This is a genomic window from Providencia alcalifaciens (assembly GCF_915403165.1).
Classification (GTDB): domain Bacteria; phylum Pseudomonadota; class Gammaproteobacteria; order Enterobacterales; family Enterobacteriaceae; genus Providencia; species Providencia alcalifaciens_C.
The window spans coordinates 3707353-3725620 of record NZ_OU659204.1; the positions used below are offsets into that span (position 1 = coordinate 3707353).

General features: G+C 45.6%; 16 protein-coding genes and 4 tRNA genes. 5 read left to right on the forward strand and 15 right to left on the reverse strand.

Features of this window, described 5'->3' with window-relative positions; translation table 11 throughout:
- Window positions 1-30 precede the first annotated feature (30 nt).
- The 5 genes from hemC (at window position 31) to LDO73_RS16875 (ending at window position 4652) form a co-directional block, all read left to right on the forward strand.
- On the forward strand, window positions 31-975 hold the full coding sequence (hemC, locus tag LDO73_RS16855; protein WP_224059504.1) for a hydroxymethylbilane synthase: 945 nt from the start codon (window positions 31-33) through the stop codon (window positions 973-975).
- Window positions 972-1727 carry a uroporphyrinogen-III synthase gene (locus LDO73_RS16860; RefSeq protein WP_224059505.1) on the forward strand — a complete coding sequence of 252 codons (756 nt, stop codon included), beginning with the start codon at window positions 972-974 and terminating at the stop codon, window positions 1725-1727. The genes hemC and LDO73_RS16860 overlap by 4 nt, the downstream gene beginning before the upstream one ends.
- A gap of 3 nt (window positions 1728-1730) precedes the next feature.
- Window positions 1731-2996 (forward strand): uroporphyrinogen-III C-methyltransferase, encoded by a 1266-nt coding sequence (hemX, locus tag LDO73_RS16865; protein WP_224059506.1) that lies wholly within the window; start codon window positions 1731-1733, stop codon window positions 2994-2996.
- Between the two features lie 2 nt (window positions 2997-2998).
- Entirely contained in the window at window positions 2999-4198 is a 1200-nt protein-coding gene (gene hemY / locus LDO73_RS16870; protein ID WP_224059507.1) for a protoheme IX biogenesis protein HemY, read from the forward strand.
- A 223-nt stretch (window positions 4199-4421) separates the two neighbouring features.
- On the forward strand, window positions 4422-4652 hold the full coding sequence (locus tag LDO73_RS16875; protein ID WP_006658197.1) for a DUF4014 domain-containing protein: 231 nt from the start codon (window positions 4422-4424) through the stop codon (window positions 4650-4652).
- 769 nt (window positions 4653-5421) lie between these two features.
- Here LDO73_RS16875 and LDO73_RS16880 read toward each other — a convergent pair.
- The 15 genes from LDO73_RS16880 to wecB form a co-directional block, all read right to left on the reverse strand.
- Window positions 5422-5498 (reverse strand) — tRNA-Pro (locus LDO73_RS16880).
- A 43-nt stretch (window positions 5499-5541) separates the two neighbouring features.
- Window positions 5542-5627 (reverse strand) — tRNA-Leu (locus LDO73_RS16885).
- Window positions 5628-5643: 16 nt separating this feature from the next.
- Window positions 5644-5719: transfer RNA gene (locus LDO73_RS16890), tRNA-His, on the reverse strand.
- Between the two features lie 79 nt (window positions 5720-5798).
- Window positions 5799-5875, reverse strand: a tRNA-Arg gene (locus LDO73_RS16895).
- Window positions 5876-6039: 164 nt separating this feature from the next.
- Window positions 6040-7419 carry a bifunctional threonine/serine APC transporter ThrP gene (thrP, locus tag LDO73_RS16900; RefSeq protein WP_224061214.1) on the reverse strand — a complete coding sequence of 460 codons (1380 nt, stop codon included), beginning with the start codon at window positions 7417-7419 and terminating at the stop codon, window positions 6040-6042.
- 233 nt (window positions 7420-7652) lie between these two features.
- Window positions 7653-8390: a lipopolysaccharide N-acetylmannosaminouronosyltransferase gene (gene wecG / locus LDO73_RS16905; protein WP_224059508.1), complete on the reverse strand. Its 738-nt coding sequence runs from the start codon at window positions 8388-8390 to the stop codon at window positions 7653-7655.
- 10 nt (window positions 8391-8400) lie between these two features.
- Window positions 8401-9756 carry an ECA oligosaccharide polymerase gene (gene wzyE, locus LDO73_RS16910; protein ID WP_224059509.1) on the reverse strand — a complete coding sequence of 452 codons (1356 nt, stop codon included), beginning with the start codon at window positions 9754-9756 and terminating at the stop codon, window positions 8401-8403.
- Window positions 9753-10835 carry a TDP-N-acetylfucosamine:lipid II N-acetylfucosaminyltransferase gene (locus LDO73_RS16915; protein ID WP_224059510.1) on the reverse strand — a complete coding sequence of 361 codons (1083 nt, stop codon included), beginning with the start codon at window positions 10833-10835 and terminating at the stop codon, window positions 9753-9755. Before LDO73_RS16915 ends, wzyE begins: the two co-directional genes overlap by 4 nt.
- A complete protein-coding gene (gene wzxE, locus LDO73_RS16920) occupies window positions 10832-12082 on the reverse strand; it encodes a lipid III flippase WzxE (protein ID WP_224059511.1) in 1251 nt (416 codons plus the stop codon). Before wzxE ends, LDO73_RS16915 begins: the two co-directional genes overlap by 4 nt.
- Complete coding sequence (rffA, locus tag LDO73_RS16925) at window positions 12082-13212, reverse strand: dTDP-4-amino-4,6-dideoxygalactose transaminase (RefSeq protein ID WP_224059512.1); 1131 nt, start codon at window positions 13210-13212, stop codon at window positions 12082-12084. The genes wzxE and rffA overlap by 1 nt, the downstream gene beginning before the upstream one ends.
- Complete coding sequence (gene rffC, locus LDO73_RS16930) at window positions 13199-13939, reverse strand: dTDP-4-amino-4,6-dideoxy-D-galactose acyltransferase (RefSeq protein ID WP_224059513.1); 741 nt, start codon at window positions 13937-13939, stop codon at window positions 13199-13201. The genes rffA and rffC overlap by 14 nt, the downstream gene beginning before the upstream one ends.
- Window positions 13917-14798, reverse strand: coding sequence for a glucose-1-phosphate thymidylyltransferase RfbA (gene rfbA, locus LDO73_RS16935; protein ID WP_154628878.1), 882 nt, complete (start codon window positions 14796-14798; stop codon window positions 13917-13919). The genes rffC and rfbA overlap by 23 nt, the downstream gene beginning before the upstream one ends.
- A gap of 8 nt (window positions 14799-14806) precedes the next feature.
- Complete coding sequence (gene rffG, locus LDO73_RS16940) at window positions 14807-15880, reverse strand: dTDP-glucose 4,6-dehydratase (RefSeq protein WP_224059514.1); 1074 nt, start codon at window positions 15878-15880, stop codon at window positions 14807-14809.
- A complete protein-coding gene (wecC, locus tag LDO73_RS16945; RefSeq protein ID WP_224059515.1) occupies window positions 15871-17133 on the reverse strand; it encodes a UDP-N-acetyl-D-mannosamine dehydrogenase in 1263 nt (420 codons plus the stop codon). Before wecC ends, rffG begins: the two co-directional genes overlap by 10 nt.
- A complete protein-coding gene (wecB, locus tag LDO73_RS16950; protein ID WP_224059516.1) occupies window positions 17130-18260 on the reverse strand; it encodes a non-hydrolyzing UDP-N-acetylglucosamine 2-epimerase in 1131 nt (376 codons plus the stop codon). Before wecB ends, wecC begins: the two co-directional genes overlap by 4 nt.
- Window positions 18261-18268: the final 8 nt, after the last annotated feature.

The following is an 18268-nucleotide window of genomic DNA, read 5'->3' on the forward strand; positions in this document are numbered from 1 at the left end:
GCGGCGATATTCGCCTGAGAAAACAGTGAAATGACATCAACAAATATCGTGCGTATCGCAACGCGTAAAAGCCCTCTCGCCTTATGGCAAGCTTATTTCGTAAAAACAGAATTAGAGCAACGCCATCCCGGCTTACAGGTAGAGTTAGTCCCTATGGTCACCAAAGGGGACATTATTTTAGATACCCCATTAGCGAAAGTCGGTGGAAAAGGTTTATTCGTCAAAGAATTAGAGCTAGCTTTACTTGAAGGTCGCGCGGATATTGCCGTTCACTCAATGAAAGACGTGCCTGTAGAGTTCCCTGAAGGGTTAGGCTTAGTCACCATTTGTGAGCGCGAGGACCCACGAGATGCGTTCGTTTCTAACCATTATGCCAATATTGATGCACTCCCTGCGGGCAGCATCGTCGGTACATCCAGCTTACGCCGTCAGTGCCAGTTAAGAGAATTACGTCCAGATTTAGTTATCCGTGACCTACGCGGCAACGTCGGCACCCGCCTGTCTAAACTCGACAATGGCGAATACGATGCCATTATCCTTGCTGTGGCAGGCCTAAAACGCTTAGAACTCGATGAGCGCATCAAAACCGCACTGGAGCCAGAGCAATCTTTACCTGCCGTTGGACAAGGCGCTGTAGGTATCGAGTGCCGCTTAGATGATCAACGCACCCGTGATTTACTGGCAGCATTGAATCACGATGAAACTTCCGTGTGTGTCCTTGCTGAGCGCGCCATGAACATGCGCCTTGAAGGCGGTTGCCAAGTCCCTATTGGGAGCTATGCTATTTGGCAAGGGGATAAAATCTGGTTACGCGCGCTCGTCGGTGCCCCAGATGGTAGCCAAGTCATTCGTGGAGAACGCTTAATCGCGCCTGCCGACGCAATCCAAGCCGGTATTTCTCTCGCGGAAGAGTTGCTTGATAATGGTGCCCGTGAAATTCTTGCGGAAGTCTATAAAGGCAATGCACCCGCATGAGGGTCCTTGTTACTCGCCCAGAGCCATCTGGCTCCGCGTTGATAACAGCCATTAATGCTACTGGGGGGCAGGCTTATCCGGCTCCCTTAATTACGATTGGAGCAGGTGCACAACTCAATACTTTGTGCTCTCGCTTAGATGGATTATCGGAAAACGACCTTGTCTTTCTTTTATCCAAAAATGCCGTCTGGTATGCAAATTTAGCATTGGAACAAGCAGGACGAGACTGGTCAGATAAGTTATTCTACTATGGTATAGGACAATCTACAGGTCACTATTTTCAGCAACTAACTGGGCAAACTATCCGTTGGGCTGAAGCAGGAGAAACCAGCGAGGTGTTACTCACCCACCCTGACCTGCAAAATTTAGAGGGAAAACGCGCCTTACTCCTGCGAGGTAATGGTGGACGTGAACTCCTTGCCTCAACATTACGCGCCCGAGGTGCAGATGTTGATTACTGCGAATGCTACGCAAGGCGACCTGTACACTATGATAAGCCTAAGTTTAACCAAACTTGGCTTAACACGGATATCACCGACATTGTGGTGACAAGCGGTGAAATGTTGACCCTACTTAACGATTTGATTGCTGAAGATATGCAACAATGGTGGTATTCCCGCCGGCTACTGGTTGTCAGCGAACGAATTGCAGAAAAAGCCCGCCAAAGTGGGTGGCGTCGAGTCTGCGTGGCAACTAGCGCAGATAATCACGCTTTACTTGAAGCATTAATTTCAACCGATATGGGATGCTAATTTATGACGGAACAAGACAAAATTACCGACACTGTTAATGATGAAGCTGTGACAGAGAAAAAAGAAACTCGTCAGCTGACGCCTTCATCCAAACAGAAACGCCCTGGTCTTGCAGTCAGTGCGATCGCTATCGCCATTATCGTCGTCATGGGCGGCGGGATGTACTACTTTACTCAGCAAAGCAATGCGCAATTGGTTCATGATAATAACCAACTGAAACAGCAAGTTAGTGAATTAGTTGAACAACAAAATGCCGATAGGCAACGTGTGGATGCGCTCATCGCGACCAACACGGAGCTGAAAAACCATTCGCGTGATTATGAAGATCAACTCAACCGTCGCATGCAAGAATTACAAGCTCACGTCACTGCACTTTCCAGCTCTGACGTAAAAAACTGGCTGATTGCCCAAGCCGACTTTATGGTGAAAATGGCGGGCCGCAAATTATGGAATGACCATGATCCTGTCACCGCTGCCGTACTATTAAAAAGCGCAGACACCAGTTTAGCGGAAATGAATGATCCAAGTTTGCTGGATATTCGTAAAGCTATCGCCAATGATATGAACCGCTTAGCTGCCATCAACCAAATTGACTATGACGGCATTATTTTACGTTTGAATCAGCTCAGTAACGATGTCGATAACTTACGCCTCGCCGATTTAAATAATGGTGATGCACCGGAAGAGACTGGCACCGATGTCAGTGGCGACATTGCAGACTGGCAAGATAACCTCGCACGCAGCTGGAAAAGTTTCACAAGCGATTTCATCACCGTGCGCGCCCGTGATGGTTCTGAAGCCCCATTGCTAGCCCCAAACCAAGATATTTACCTGCGTGAGAATATTCGTTCCCAATTGCTCATTGCAGCCCAAGCGGTACCGCGTTATCAAGAAGAAACGTATAAACAATCTCTTGAACAAGCGTCTACGTGGGTGCGTGCTTACTTTGATGTAGAAGCGCCAGCCACTAAAGCATTTTTAACGGAACTCGATGATTTAATTAATCAACCGATTGATGCCGATATGCCTGAAACTTTAGAAAGCCAAGCGAAGCTGGAAAAAGTGATGCAAACGCGAGTACGTAATTTGCTATCTCAAAATCCAGAACCGACTGGCGTTGCCGTTGATGCCGCGCTTGAGGCGGTAAAAGAAGCCGCTAAAGCTGCCGAAGAGGCAACAATCCCCGCAGATACGCAAACCAACAAACCGGACGTTGCCGCCGAAGCTCCTGTAACGGATGCGGCAAACGCCCCTGAGCATAAGGGGTGATCATGATTAAAGTCTTTGTTCTCTTTATCGTCCTGATTGCTGGCATTATCTTGGGCCCTCTATTAGCAGGGCACCAAGGCTATGTATTTATTCGTACCGATAGCCACGATATTACAACCAGCGTCACCAGCCTTGTGCTGTGCTTTATTCTGCTGCAATTTGTTCTGTTATTCCTTGGATGGTGCTACCGCCGCTTTATGAGCACTACCTCACGAACAAAAGGCTGGCTCAGCGGCCACAAATACCATAAAGCGCATACTCAAACTCAAAAAGCCTTACTCAAATTAGCCGAAGGGGATTTGGAGCAAGTTGAGAAATTAATGAGTAAGCACGCTGATTACTCTCAGCAACCAGTCATTAACTACTTGATGGCAGCAGAAGCCGCCCAGCAACGTGGGGATAGTTATCGTACCCATCAATATTTAGATAGAGCTGCTGAAGCCGCAGGTAAAGATCAACTTCCCGTGGATATTAGCCGTGTTCGCATCCAATTGGCGGAAGGCGAAATTCATGCTGCCCGTAATGGTATCGACAAGCTACTCGACCAAGCGCCACGTCACCCAGAAATTTTACGCTTAGCTGAACAAGCTTACTTAGGTAGCGGAGCATACCAGGCACTCATTGAGCTGCTGCCAATTATGGCAAAAGTCCAATTACACAATGAAGATGAGCTTGAAGCATTAAAACTCAAAGCGTACAAAGGACTAATGAACCAATGTATGGCTGAAGGTGGTAGCGATGGCTTGAAAAATTGGTGGAAAGCTCAACCGCGTAAAGTTCGCCATGAAGTCCCTTTACAAGCCTTCTTAGCTGAACATTTAATTGAATGTGGTGATACGCGCAGTGCAGAAAAAATGATCATTGAGGGATTAAAACAGCAATATGACGAACGTTTACTGCTGCTGATCCCGAAATTACAAAGCGAACAACCTGAAGCGATTGAAAAAACACTGTTAAGCCTCGTCAAACAGTCTGGTGCAACACCATTACTCAATAGCACATTAGGGATCCTTGCACTTCAACATGCCCAATGGGAAAAAGCAGAAAGCTACTTTAAAGCTGCATTGGCACAGCGTTTTGATGCTTATGATGCTGCTTGGTTAGCCGATGCTTATGACAAACTACACAAACCGAATGAAGCAGCGAAAATTCGCCAAGAGGCGCTCACTCACTCCCTCAAGCAAGAGCGAGTAAAGGCATAAATTTTTAACTCATTCGTTGAGCTTTGACCTAAAACGCCTCCTAGTCCGAGGCGTTTTTTATGTCTACGGTTTGGATCTTTACTATTTATCTCAAAAAGATAGTCTCTGTGAGCGTCACTTTTAGCGAATCGAGGCAAACCGCATATTGCTATGTTATAAAAGGGTCACATAGTGTATAAATAATCGTATACATTTTCGTTTTGAATGAATTCAGGATAAAGATATGAATGTAGTGAAAACTCTCTGGCGTTGGATTGTAGCGAGCCAAAATCGTTTACAGATCTTTTTTGACCTGCTACTTCTGATTTTATCCCCGTTTATTTTTATTTCGATCATTGGCTTCAATACCGCCGATCTGAATAAAGATATCTTTATTATTACCTTTATTATTATTGCCTATACCTATGTGACTCGCTGGATCAGTAAGTGGTTAAGCAAAGAGAAAAAAGCGTAAGCGAGTAGATAATGTTTCTTTCCTAATGCTCATCAGGTTAGGAAAGGAAATGACAACCCAAGATTGATACAAAAAAAAACACCTGCCGAAGCAGGTGTAAATAACAATCAGGTCTACAGACGGATGGTGCCTCACTCAACGTTTCGCCCGTTCGCTGATGGTAAGAGGATTAGCTCTTGATCATCTAAATTGGACAATAGGCACCGATAATCGGCTTTGCGTCATCCCTGGGTTTATGAAGCTAGGCTGTCATAATAAGTGGGATGAGCATCTACATAATAGATAATGCAGAATGCGTGCCAACTTTTATATCTTCCCACGTTTTTCTTTTCTCACCCTGTAACTCCCCTGCTTTTAAACGATATTTTTATTTCTTACTTATTGTGATTTTTTAACACTGCATTCTTACTAAATCTCATTCTGTTCGATTCAGCTACTTTGTCTCAATTTAGAGACAGCTTAGAATACCTATTAATTTTTCTATATAAATCAATCAGTAAAATGTCTCTTTTTGACGACAAGAAAATGGGGGTTTGTATCGGATCTGCGACAAATATTTTTATTCATTAAAAACATAATGTTACAAGACCATTCAGATAAGAACTATTCTTATTTTATTAAGAGCAATACCGAAGGTCTCGAGAATAAAGATAATAAAAAACAGATTCAAGGATAAAGATAAGAATACGGAAGGGAAAAGAATCAGGTTAGAAATAGTTAAGGCTTCAAAATGCAAAAACCCCGCTCGATTGAGCGGGGTTCTTTAAATTGGTCGGCGAGAGAGGATTCGAACCTCCGACCCACTGGTCCCAAACCAGTTGCGCTACCAAGCTGCGCTACTCGCCGAAATTTAACTGCTTAAGGCAGTAACTCGACATCATTTTTTTCGTGGTGCGAAAGGGGGGACTTGAACCCCCACGTCCATAGGACACTAACACCTGAAGCTAGCGCGTCTACCAATTCCGCCACCCTCGCAATATCACAAAAAAAATGGGGTGGCTAATGGGACTCGAACCCACGACAACTGGAATCACAATCCAGGGCTCTACCAACTGAGCTATAGCCACCATAACTTCACTTATTTCAAAGTGTTGTCATACTACTCCATACAACTTTGTTTTGCCACCGTAGCTTGTCACCTTTTGATGGTGCGCCCGACAGGATTCGAACCTGAGACCTCTGCCTCCGGAGGGCAGCGCTCTATCCAGCTGAGCTACGGGCGCTTAACGCCGTTGCGGGAGAGGATAGTACGGATTTATCCCCCTGCTGTCTAGTCCTTTTTTCAATAAAATTATCGATTGCTTGCCTTTTATCCATTTCGTCGAGAAAGAGAGCATTTTTTCCCTCTTTCTCGTCTATTAGATGAAATTTTACTCACAAAATATTTTTACGATGGACTTTTTTCCTTACGGCTCAGACTGCGGATCACAAAATAAAGCCCTGAAACCGTCAATAAAAAGATAGCCCCGACAATCAGTGACAAACGCGTTTCTGGGTTAATCGCCATCCCCACCAACACACAGGCTAAAAACAGCAGTGTGGCGTAGTTCACCCATGGAAACAGAATTGATTTAAACGTATGCCCTGCCATCTGCTGCTGGTTCTGCTTGCGAAAACGTAGTTGGCTGGTCAAGATCACGAGCCACGGCACCATTCCCGGCAAGACGCTCGCACTATACACATACACAAACACCTGCTCTGGATTTGGAATGATGTAATTCAAACTCGACCCAGCGACTAAACATAAGATAGTAAAACCGACACAACGCGCTGGAACGCCATTTTTCGTTAGTTTTAATAATCCACTCGGTAACTGCTTATTTTGCGCCAGCGCATATAACATACGCCCGCCGCTGTACATGCCGCTATTGCAGCCAGACAATGCTGCGGTGAGCACCACAAAGTTAATGACAGCGGCTGCCGAGACAATTCCCACTTTAGCGAACGTCATCACAAACGGGCTGCCTTGTTGCCCGACTTCCGTCCACGGGAACAGCGTCACCACAATAAAAATAGCGCCGACATAGAAAATAAGAATACGCCACAGAATATTATTGATAGCTTTTTTCAGTGTCACTTGTGGGTTTTTGGCTTCTCCTGCGGTGATCCCGACGAGCTCAACGCCTTGATACGACGCCACCACAATACACAACGCAAATAAGAAACCTTTCCAGCCACCAGCAAAGAAGCCACCGTGTTCTGTCAGATTACCCAAGCCAATTGGCTCAAAGTTATTACCCAAACCAAAGAAAATCAGCCCCAGTCCAATCAAAATCATCACCACAATCGTAGTGACTTTTATCATCGCAAACCAGAATTCCAGCTCGCCATATAGCCTCACTGCGGCGAGGTTTGCCAGTGCCACCAATGCAACAGCAACCATCGCAAATATCCACTGGGGCACATCAGGGAACCAATACTTTGCATATTCCCCTATTGCGGTTATCTCTGAAATCCCAACTGCGACCCACATAAACCAATAACCCCACGCGGTTAAACATCCCCAAAAAGGGCTTAGATATTTATAACCGAATGAAGCAAATGAACCCGTGACTGGCTCTAGAAAGAGCATTTCACCCATTGAACGCATGATGAAGAAGACAAACAGCCCTGCGATAATATACGCCAGTAATACGGATGGCCCCGCCCACTTCAACGTACTCGCTGAACCCATAAATAGCCCAACTCCAATTGTTCCGCCCAAAGCAATCAGCTCAATATGACGGGCTTCTAGCCCTCGCTGAAGACCTTGCTGTGGCTTATCCATAATTTCCCCTGTCGATAATAACCATTCGATATCCGCAGCTCTAATAGCCATAACTTTTTAGTCATCGCGGCTGGTTGTCGAAAATAAGATAAAAAACACAATCCCCCAAGATACCGTGAGATCCCTTAGGTTGCATCTATTTTTGAACAATTGCAGGTATTTTTGAAGCGAGAATGAGTACGCCAGAAATAAATAAACCCGCATTATGCGGGTCTATTCAGTCAGAAAGGGACTTAAAGCTTACCACCGTAGTAGTAGCCTAAAAACTTCAGCAATTTAAACTGTCGTTTAATTCGCGTAGGTTGGGAAAGTAAGCGATACAGCCATTCTAACCCTAAGTTTTGCCAAACTTTAGGTGCACGCTTAACGTGCCCAGTGAATACGTCATAAGTTCCACCGATGCCCATATACAGCGCATCAGGATGCACGACACGGCAATCACGCATAAAGATTTCTTGCTTAGGAGAGCCCATTGCCACTGTCACAATCTTGGCACCGCTTGCATGAATTCGCTCAAACAGCGCACTGCGGTCTTCTGCCGTAAAGTAGCCATCTTGGGAATCCACAATGTTCACATTCCATTGTGCGCGAAGCTTCGCTTTCGTTTGCTCAAGAATTTCTGGCTTGCCACCCACTAAAAATACTGGGGTGCCTTCTTTTCCTGCGCGTTCCATTAAGCCTTCCCATAAATCGGCACCTGCCACACGAGAAACCTCCGCTTTCGGGTATTTACGGCGAATCGCACGCACAATGCTGATCCCATCGGCATAAAGGTATTCTGCCTGCCCTAATAAGGTATTCAGTGCGGTATCTTGCTCCGCAATCATCACTTTTTCTGCGTTGATAGCCACAAGTGTGCCTGTTTTGGTCTCACCGTCAGCAAACAAATAGTCTAAAAAGTGGGCCATGTTTTTAAAGCCCCAAATATTATGACCTCTGATGCTATATTGAGGAATTGACGACTGTTCCATGATGCTCCTTTTAACGGCTTTCCCGTTGACCACTTTTTAAATATAAAGCGGCTTTGGTACGAATAAGACCGGCACTTTCAAATAACCAGTACAGTAATTTAGCTAACACTAAACATAGTCCGAAGACTAAACAGAAAAAGACCACGCGCGAAACGAAGGAATCGACGCCTTCACGGGCTAATACAATCATGTTGAAGATGGCACCGAAACAAAATGCCTGCATAATCGCAGCCTTGTAGCGATTGGATTCTTTTAGGCTTAAACCATAAATCCAGTCAAACCATTTAATGATCATACCCACCACGATGGCACCCAGCGGGATAAACAGTACTCCCCCCATGACCACCAGCGAACCAATTAACGTAGGCGAAATCGCTAACCCAGAATGGTTATTAAGCACTTCCCACGTAAAATAGTTAGCCGAATTTAATACTGTATCAGGGCGCTCCGGCCATACCCATGCAGGAATGAACACATAGAAATCACGGATAATCGGCGCTAAACCTTGGAATTCCATTTGGTCATAATAGCTGAGCAATAACCCTAAGTTTTCCCATGGCGAGAACGTATCACGGGTTAGATACAAGAAGGTGTAAAATGCTTCGGCACCGCTCACATCAAGACCATAACGTTTGAGTGCTAACCAGAACATCCCGACAATGCTTGCCACACCCGCCGCAGCCAGCATCCAAAGTGTGATCCAGCCTCTAACAATCCCAATAAACAGGAACAGAGCAAATGCCAAGATAATGTTGGCACGGGTTCCGCCCACAATCACATAAGTTAAGAAACCGAATGAGACCGTGCTGATCAGGAAGAAAATCCAGCGTTTTTGCGTGGGTTTCAAGAAATAGACAATCAGCATGGCAGGAATAAAGAAGTAGAAAAAGCGCTTCAAGGCCACGCCCGACACCTGACTGGAGAATATCTGGCTATAGGATTTCAACTTAAATAGCAAAAAGCCGTTATCCATGAAGAAAATACCTACAGTAACCACAGCGACAGAGATCAACAGTAGACAGGTCAGATTGGTTTCCACTTTATTCATGCTAAATACGGCGCGACGCTGGGTATCCACGCGCTTAGTTAAACGCGTTTTGTACGTCACATAGTAAATGGCGTAGAAGCTGGTTGACGCCAGCATGGCATACATCAAGTAATCTGCGGGGACGATTGCCACATCAAACTGGAAAACCAATGCACAAGTCAGCGGAAACCCGAAGTAAAACGTCAATAAATACAATAAAGTAAAGAAAATATTAAAATTAAAGCGCACACGTAAAAACTCTTTATACATCAGCGTGCCGATAAAGATAATAGAGATTAGGTAGATAAGCGCTAAGCCACCCAATTCAAGCAATGTCATGCTTTCGCCTCCGCAATGCTGAGGATCTGTTTCCAGCCATCAGTAAAGTTAGGCGCAAAGAATTCAATATGCTGTTTATTAAGCGAATTCATTTGACGTTGTGCTTCATCCACTAATGGCAGAGTCAGCTCATCACCATAGAAAAAGACCGGGACATTCTGCGCCGTTAAATCTTGCCAGAAGGTATTTTGGCGGCTAATGACAAAAGGAATAGAGAACTGAATAAGCAAGCAAACCGTTCCAACCCCTTGTTGGCGATTAAAAATAAAGTAGCCAAGGTCGCAGGTTTTCAGCAAATTTAGATAGTCATCGAATGCCATACGTTCTTTGAGAATATCCACTTGCCCATCAGGGAATTCGCTTTGTGCTGCTTGCTCAACTTCTGCAATATAGTTTTGGTTATTCGCTGGGTAGCCCATCGGGACTATCACCTTCACCTTGTCACCAAATTGCTGTTTAATCGCGCTCAGCGCTTCCACATGACGATTAGATCGGTCACCTGAGTTACCGAGCAGGATAGTTAATTGCTCGCCCTCACGAGGCTGACGTTCGTTTAGCGTCAATGCCGGATCCATACGAGTCGGGAAATAGAGAACCGACGATGGCACATTAGGATTCGACTGCTGAAAATGGCACAAATCTCCCCGCGTTGCACAAACGTGCCCCACTTTCTTTTGAGCCAGACGACGTAGAATATAAAACAGCTTAAATTTCAGCGAGCTAGATTCTTCATAGAGATCAGCCCCCCAAATATGCCACCAGAATTGATGGGATTTTATCTTGCCAAAAAGCAGTGCTAACCAAATTGGCGCATTAAATTGCCCATGGAAGAAAAAGCGTGTACGACGCTCCGCTTTCGCGCGACGAATAACGCTGTCTGCAATAGATTGTTTGCTGTCAAAAACTTCAATTTCAAGCATCGGATAGGCAGCAGCAAGCTGCGCATCCTGGCTCACCACCATAAAATGCGGCTTTTGTGACGGTGCCATCTCTTGGCAAATAACGTTATTAAAAAACGTTAAAACCGTCTGATTATGATGCGGGAGATCAGATCCCAGTACATGTATTAAGGTTGTCATGCTCGCCTACGGTAGATCAAAAATACGCAACAACAGAGAGTAAAATATACGATATAGGTCGCCATATAGGCTTGTGTCGCCCCCACAGCGCCATGCTCAGGAATAAACCAATGAGCAAAGCCCGTTAACAAGACAAATTGGCTAACTTCTGTAAGAACATAAAAACGCAATGCTGCTTTCGCGATGACGAGATAACCAAAGACGTAAGCACCCACTTTCAATACATCGCCGACCAACTGCCAAGCAAACAGGTCTCTCATCCCTGTAAACTCTTTGGAGAACAGCAGCCAAATCGCAAAATCACGCAGCAGCCAAACCGTAAAGCTGACGGCGGCAACAGCAGGTAATACAAACTTCAATGCCTTAACAATTTCGGCAGAAATTTCATTTTTATGCTGTAAACGAGACAGCGTGGGCAGCAAATAGACCGAAAATGTTGCCGTGATGAATTGTAAATAGGCATCCGAAATCGTGGTGACACCCGTCCATAACCCTACTTCATCCCAGCTATAGGTCTGTGCCAGTAAATTTCGCATCATGATATAGGCAACAGGCAGTGTGATTGCCGTTAGCATTGCCATGATGGTGAACTTACCTAAATTGGTAGCAATGGCTTTATCCCATGCAGGTTTGAGTGATGACAACGCAAATTGTTTACGTCGAATAACCATCCCTGCCGCAGGCAGTACTACCAACGCGGGCACCAATGCTAACCCTGCAAGTGCGCCATCATATCCCCCCATCAGATAGCATAAATAATAGGCGACCACGCCGATTATGCTACCAAAAATGATGGCCGTCGCATTCCCAGCAGCATCCCGGTAACCTTTCAAAATCGCCAAGAAATAGTTCGCATACCCGATGCCCATTTGAATCAAGGCAACCATGCGGATCACGCCACTGTATTGCTCAGTATCAAATAGTGCGGCACTGATCGGGGCACTGCATAGCAAGAAAATAATCGCCAGTAGCGTTGAGAATCCGAGGATTATCGTTGACGACGTTCCCAGAACAGCCCGTAATTTCTGCGGGTCTTGATGGTGTTCTGCCACATATTTTGTGACACCATTGAAGATCCCTGCGCCAGACAATACGCCTAGCACTGTAATTAATTGGCGGAAGTTCCCCGCCAGACCCACACCGCTAGGGCCAAATGAGACTGCAAATAATTTCACGATCAATAGGCCCACCCCGATTTTAATCAGGGTAGACCCAGCAGTCCAAACCGATGCTTTAGCGAGTGACATTAGGCAAAGAACGCTTTGATTCGCTCAATAACCACTTGTTGCTCGTCGTCTGTCATGTTGTAGAACATTGGCAGACGCACTAAACGGTCACTTTCAACCGAAGTGTACTTATCTTCACCGTGGAAATAACCGAATTCCATTCCAGCAGGGCTGGTGTGTAGAGGTACATAGTGGAAAACAGTCAAAATCCCATGAGATTTCATATAGTCATTAAACTCTGTGCGCTCTTCCACATCTTTGAGTTTGATATAGAACATATGGGCATTATGTTTCAAATCTTCCGGTACAGTTGCTAACACTAAACGACCCGCAGCCACCAGCGGTTGTAACGCTTGATAATAGCGATCCCACAACAGTAAGCGGCGTTCGTTGATTTTGTCTGCTTCTTCTAACTGCGCCCACAAATAGGCTGCTTGTAAGTCAGATAACAGGTAGCTTGAACCGATGTCGCGCCAGGTGTATTTGTCCACTTGACCACGGAAGAATTGGCTGCGGTTTGTACCTTTTTCGCGGATCACTTCTGCACGGTTAATCAACGCTTTATCATTGATTAAGGTCGCACCACCTTCACCACCTGAAGAGTAGTTTTTAGTTTCATGGAAGCTATAGCAACCAATATGACCGATGGTACCTAGTGCTTTACCTTTGTAAGTAGACATCACGCCTTGCGCAGCGTCTTCAATCACAAATAAATTGTGTTTCTTCGCAATCGCCATGATGGTGTCCATTTCGCAAGCCACGCCTGCGTAGTGAACAGGAACAATTGCACGAGTACGATCAGTGATTGCCGCTTCAATTTTGGTTTCATCGATATTCATCGTATCTGGGCGAATATCCACGAACACAATTTTGGCACCACGTAACACGAATGCGTTAGAGGTCGATACGAAGGTAAAGCTTGGCATGATGACTTCATCACCCGGCTTAATATCAATCAGGATCGCTGCCATTTCTAATGAAGCGGTGCAAGACGGCGTTAACTGGACTTTCGGGCAGTTAAAGCGTTTCTCCATCCACTCTTCACAAAGCTTAGTGAAACCACCATCCCCGCACAGTTTGCCACTTGCCATGGCCTGCTTCATATACTCAACTTCAGTACCTACAACGGGTGGTTTATTAAATGGAATCATGTTGTCCCCTGTATAACCAATATGCTGTGCTGGCGATAGCCGCACCGCTACGTGAATAAAGATTTAACGCCGCAACATTGCTCATTTGCGTGGCAACATTTAACTGTCTTTTTTGGTGTTGCACACACCACTGATACGCTGCTGACATTAATTTCCGACCGATACCGCGCCCTGTTGCACTTGGCGTTGCCGCTAACAGCCCAATTCGCGCTGTATCTGCATCAAGGTTGCGTAGGCTAACGAAACCTAAAATATCACCTGCATTATCTCTAAGGAGTAAACAGGTATGGTCAAAGGTGCCGAGAACGGCTTTTTCTATCCATAATGCATAAAACCGGCCGCTGTCCCCTTCATGGTACCAAGGGGTTCTAAAGCGACTGCGACTAAACACAGAGGCAGCAGTGTCGCGCAGAGAAACAATATCCCCTGTTTGTGCAACAACCACATTATCCGTCTCTGATAACGCTGTGTTTAGATAAGCATTTTCTGTGCCAATAGTTAACGAAAAATCAATTTCGCCTTCAACAAAACTGAATCCCATACTGGCAAGTTCATCGATTTTAGCTGTCTCGGATGCCGCAACTTTCGCTTGCACAATATCAAACTTATCCAATTGATAAGAAAGAATAATCTGCGCATCAGTCGCGGCGAAATCCAGTTTCGCCGTTGAACGTTTGAAAAAATCAGATTCCCAATCTAGGGGATCAATATTGGCGCGGACGGACACGAAGTAAGTCCTCTAAATATTTGCCATAGCCTGTTTTATTCAAGCGAGCTGCGGCTTCTTTAACTTGGTCGTCAGACAACCAGCCATTACGCCATGCAATCTCTTCTAAACAAGCCACTTTAAAGCCTTGGCGTTTCTCAACGGTCTGAACGAAAGTTCCGGCTTCAATTAAGCTGTCATGGGTTCCCGTATCTAACCAAGCAAATCCACGACCGAGCAGCTCAACGCTAAGCTCGCCGCGCTCTAAATACATTTGGTTGATGGAGGTAATTTCTAATTCACCACGTTCGGAAGGTTTTACTTGCTTAGCAAAATCAACCACTTGGTTATCATAGAAATATAACCCCGTCACTGCCCAGTTTGATTTCGGCTGTTTTGGTTTTTCTTCGATAGACAACGCTTTGAAATTGTCATCAAATTCCACCACACCAAAACGCTCAGGATCCATGACTTGGTAGCCGAATACCGTCGCGCCCTTTTGACGTGCCGCAACTGACATTAATTTAGGGCTGAATGAGTGGCCGAAGAAAATATTGTCTCCGAGCACTAAGCAGCAAGAGTCCCCATTAATGAACTCTTCACCAATAATAAATGCTTGAGCCAGTCCATCTGGAGAAGGCTGTTCCGCGTAGCTCAATTCGATTCCAAATTCATGACCATCGCCCAGTAAACGCTGGAACATTGGCAAATCATCCGGTGTCGAAATCACCAGAATTTCGCGGATCCCAGCCAGCATTAACACTGACAAAGGATAGTAGATCATTGGCTTGTCATAGATAGGCAGCAACTGTTTTGAGATGCCGCGAGTGATCGGGTGCAAACGCGTTCCCGAGCCACCAGCCAGAATAATACCTTTCATATTGCCTCCTAGCTGCCTAAGCCCAGACGTTCGCCGGCATAGGAGCCATCTTGCACACGACGCCACCAGGTTTCATTGTTTAAATACCACAGCACCGTTTTACGGATCCCGGATTCAAACGTCTCTTCAGGTGTCCAGCCTAATTCACGCTCAATTTTATCGGCGTCAATGGCATAGCGCATATCATGACCCGGACGGTCTTTCACATACGTGATTAAGTCGCGGTAATGGGTAACCCCTTGAGGTTTCTGCGGGTGCAGCTCTTCAAGTAATTCACAAATTGTTTCAACCACTTGAATATTACGACGCTCGTTATGACCACCAATATTGTAGGTTGAACCCGGCTGCGCTTGAGTCGCCACTAAATGCAGCGCACGCGCATGGTCTTCCACAAACAGCCAGTCGCGAATTTGTTCGCCTTTGCCATACACTGGCAGTGGCTTACCGGAAATCGCATTCAAAATAATCAATGGGATCAGCTTCTCAGGGAAGTGATATGGACCATAGTTATTTGAGCAGTTAGTGATCATGGTCGGTAAACCATAAGTTCTCTGCCACGCACGCACTAAATGGTCACTAGACGCTTTTGAGGCTGAATATGGGCTGCTTGGTGCGTATGGAGTGGTTTCCGTAAAGAAACCATCAGGACCTTCCAAGTCACCATACACTTCATCGGTTGAAATGTGATGGAAGCGGAAAGCCGATTTTTTACTATCTTCAAGCGCAGACCAGTAATGACGCGCTGCTTCTAACAGGGTGTAAGTACCCACTATGTTAGTTTCGATAAATGCAGCTGGGCCATCAATCGAACGGTCAACGTGGCTTTCTGCCGCTAAATGCATCACGACATCAGGTTTGTGTTCAGCAAACACTTTATCCAATGCAGCGCGGTCACAAATGTTCACTTGTTCAAAAGCATAACGCTCGCTATTGGCGACTTCTGCTAATGATTCCAAGTTACCTGCATAGGTTAAACAGTCGACCACAATCGCGTGGTCTTTAGTGTTTTCAATCACATGGCGAACAACAGCAGAGCCGATAAAACCGGCTCCACCTGTAATTAAAATACGTTTCAACGCCATACTCCTTTTGTATCCACAACCCATTTTTGTGGGATAGCAGAGCCTTGGATACCTTTAAACAGGTTATGGTCGACTAACATCAGCACAACATCGGCTTCGCTAACGGCTTGTTCAATCGAAACCAGCTCAGCAATACCTTTTAGTGCAGTTGGTAATTCGTGAATATGTGGTTCAACCGCAAATGTTTTACCTGGGTTCCAGTTCGCAACCATCTTGGTGATGTGCATTGCTGGGCTTTCGCGCAGGTCATCGATATTTGGTTTAAATGATAAACCAAAGCATGCGATTTTGATTTCATTCGCTTTCTTGCCAGTTTCCACTAAGCAGTCAGCTACTGCTGCTTTTACTTGATCAACAACCCAGATTGGCTTGCCATCATTCACTAAACGCGCAGTGTGGATCAAACGAGATTGTTTTGGACTTTGTGCCACGATAAACCATGGGTCAACTGCGATACAGTGACCACCAACGCCTGGGCCCGGTTGCAGAATGTTCACGCGTGGGTGACGGTTTGCAAGGCTAATCAGTTCCCAAACATTGATATCTTGGTCTGCACAAATCAGTGATAACTCGTTGGCAAATGCGATGTTAACGTCACGGAAGCTGTTTTCCGTTAACTTACACATTTCAGCCGTTCTTGAGTTAGTGATTACACACTCACCTTCTAAGAAGATGTTGTACAGTTCGCTAGCACGCAGTGAAGATTTAGGCGTCATCCCGCCAACAACACGGTCGTTTTTGATCAGTTCAACCATCACTTGGCCCGGCAGTACACGCTCAGGGCAGTATGCTACGTCGATATCCGCTTCTTCACCAGCTTGGTGAGGGAAGGTCAAATCAGGGCGAGCTGCTGCTAACCACTGTGCCATTTGCTCAGTCGTGCCCACTGGAGACGTGGACTCAAGGATCACTAAATCGCCTTTCTTCAGGACCGGTGCGATAGACTCAGCTGCTGCTTTCACGTACACCAAATCAGGCTCGTGTTCACCTTTGAATGGTGTAGGAACAGCAATCAGGAATGCGTCTGCGGGTTGTGGCTTGGTAAAGGCTTTTAAGTGGCCTTCTTCAACCGCTTTTTTCACCACAACGTCCAGCTCAGGTTCCACAATATGGATTTTACCTTGATTGATAGTGTCAACAGCATGCTGGTTGACATCTACGCCGACAACTTGCTTCTTACGAGATGCGAAGGCTGCCGCTGTTGGTAAACCGATATAACCGAGGCCGATAACAGAAATAGTTTCAAAACTCATAATTTCACCTGATTGCTTTTTAATGCTGCAAGAATACGCTGACAAGCATGACCATCACCATACGGGTTATGTGCGCGGCTCATTTCGTGATATTCCGCTTCATCTGTCAGTAACCGATTAACTTCATTTACAATGGTTTGTGTATCTGTTCCCACTAAACGAACTGTCCCTGCATCAACAGCTTCAGGGCGTTCGGTGGTATCTCTCATAACTAAAACAGGTTTGCCTAAAGATGGTGCTTCTTCTTGAATACCGCCTGAATCCGTTAAAATCAGATACGCGTGGTTCATCAAATAGACGAACGGCAGGTATTCTTGAGGGCTAATTAAGATAATATTATCAATACCATGCAGAATACGTTTTACAGGCTCGCTCACATTCGGGTTTAAGTGAACAGGGTAAACCACTTGAACATCAGGGTGAGTTTGAGCGATATCCGCTAATGCATGACAAATGCGCTCGAAACCACCCCCAAAACTTTCACGGCGGTGACCAGTCACAAGCAACATTTTTTTGTTTGGATCGATAAATGGGTAATTTCCGGCTAATTCAGCCATCATATTTTGGTTACCCATTACCTTCTCTTTGACCCACAACAGCGCATCAATGACGGTGTTGCCAGTCACTGAAATATGGCTATCAGGAATGGATTCGTTGAGTAAATTTTGGCGCGAGTTTTCTGTCGGCGCGAAGTGATATTGCGCAAGGTGCCCCGCAATTTTACGGTTACCTTCTTCTGGCCATGGTGAGTAGAGATTTCCTGTGCGCAGTCCAGCTTCAACATGTCCAACAGGAATGCGATGATAGAATGCCGCAAGACTGGTTGCCATTGTTGTGGCAGTATCGCCATGCACAAGGACAACATCCGGTTGGAAATCCGCAAATACTGCCTTTAATCCTTCCAGAATACGGCAAGTAATATCGGTTAAATCCTGACCTGGTTTCATAATGTTGAGATCATAATCGGGCGTGATCTCAAATAAGTTCAGTACTTGATCTAGCATTTCACGGTGCTGAGCGGTGACACACACTTTCGCTTCAAAGTCTGCATCATCAGCAAGAGCATGAACCAATGGAGCCATTTTAATGGCTTCAGGCCGTGTGCCGAATACAGTCAATACTTTCACAGTGACTC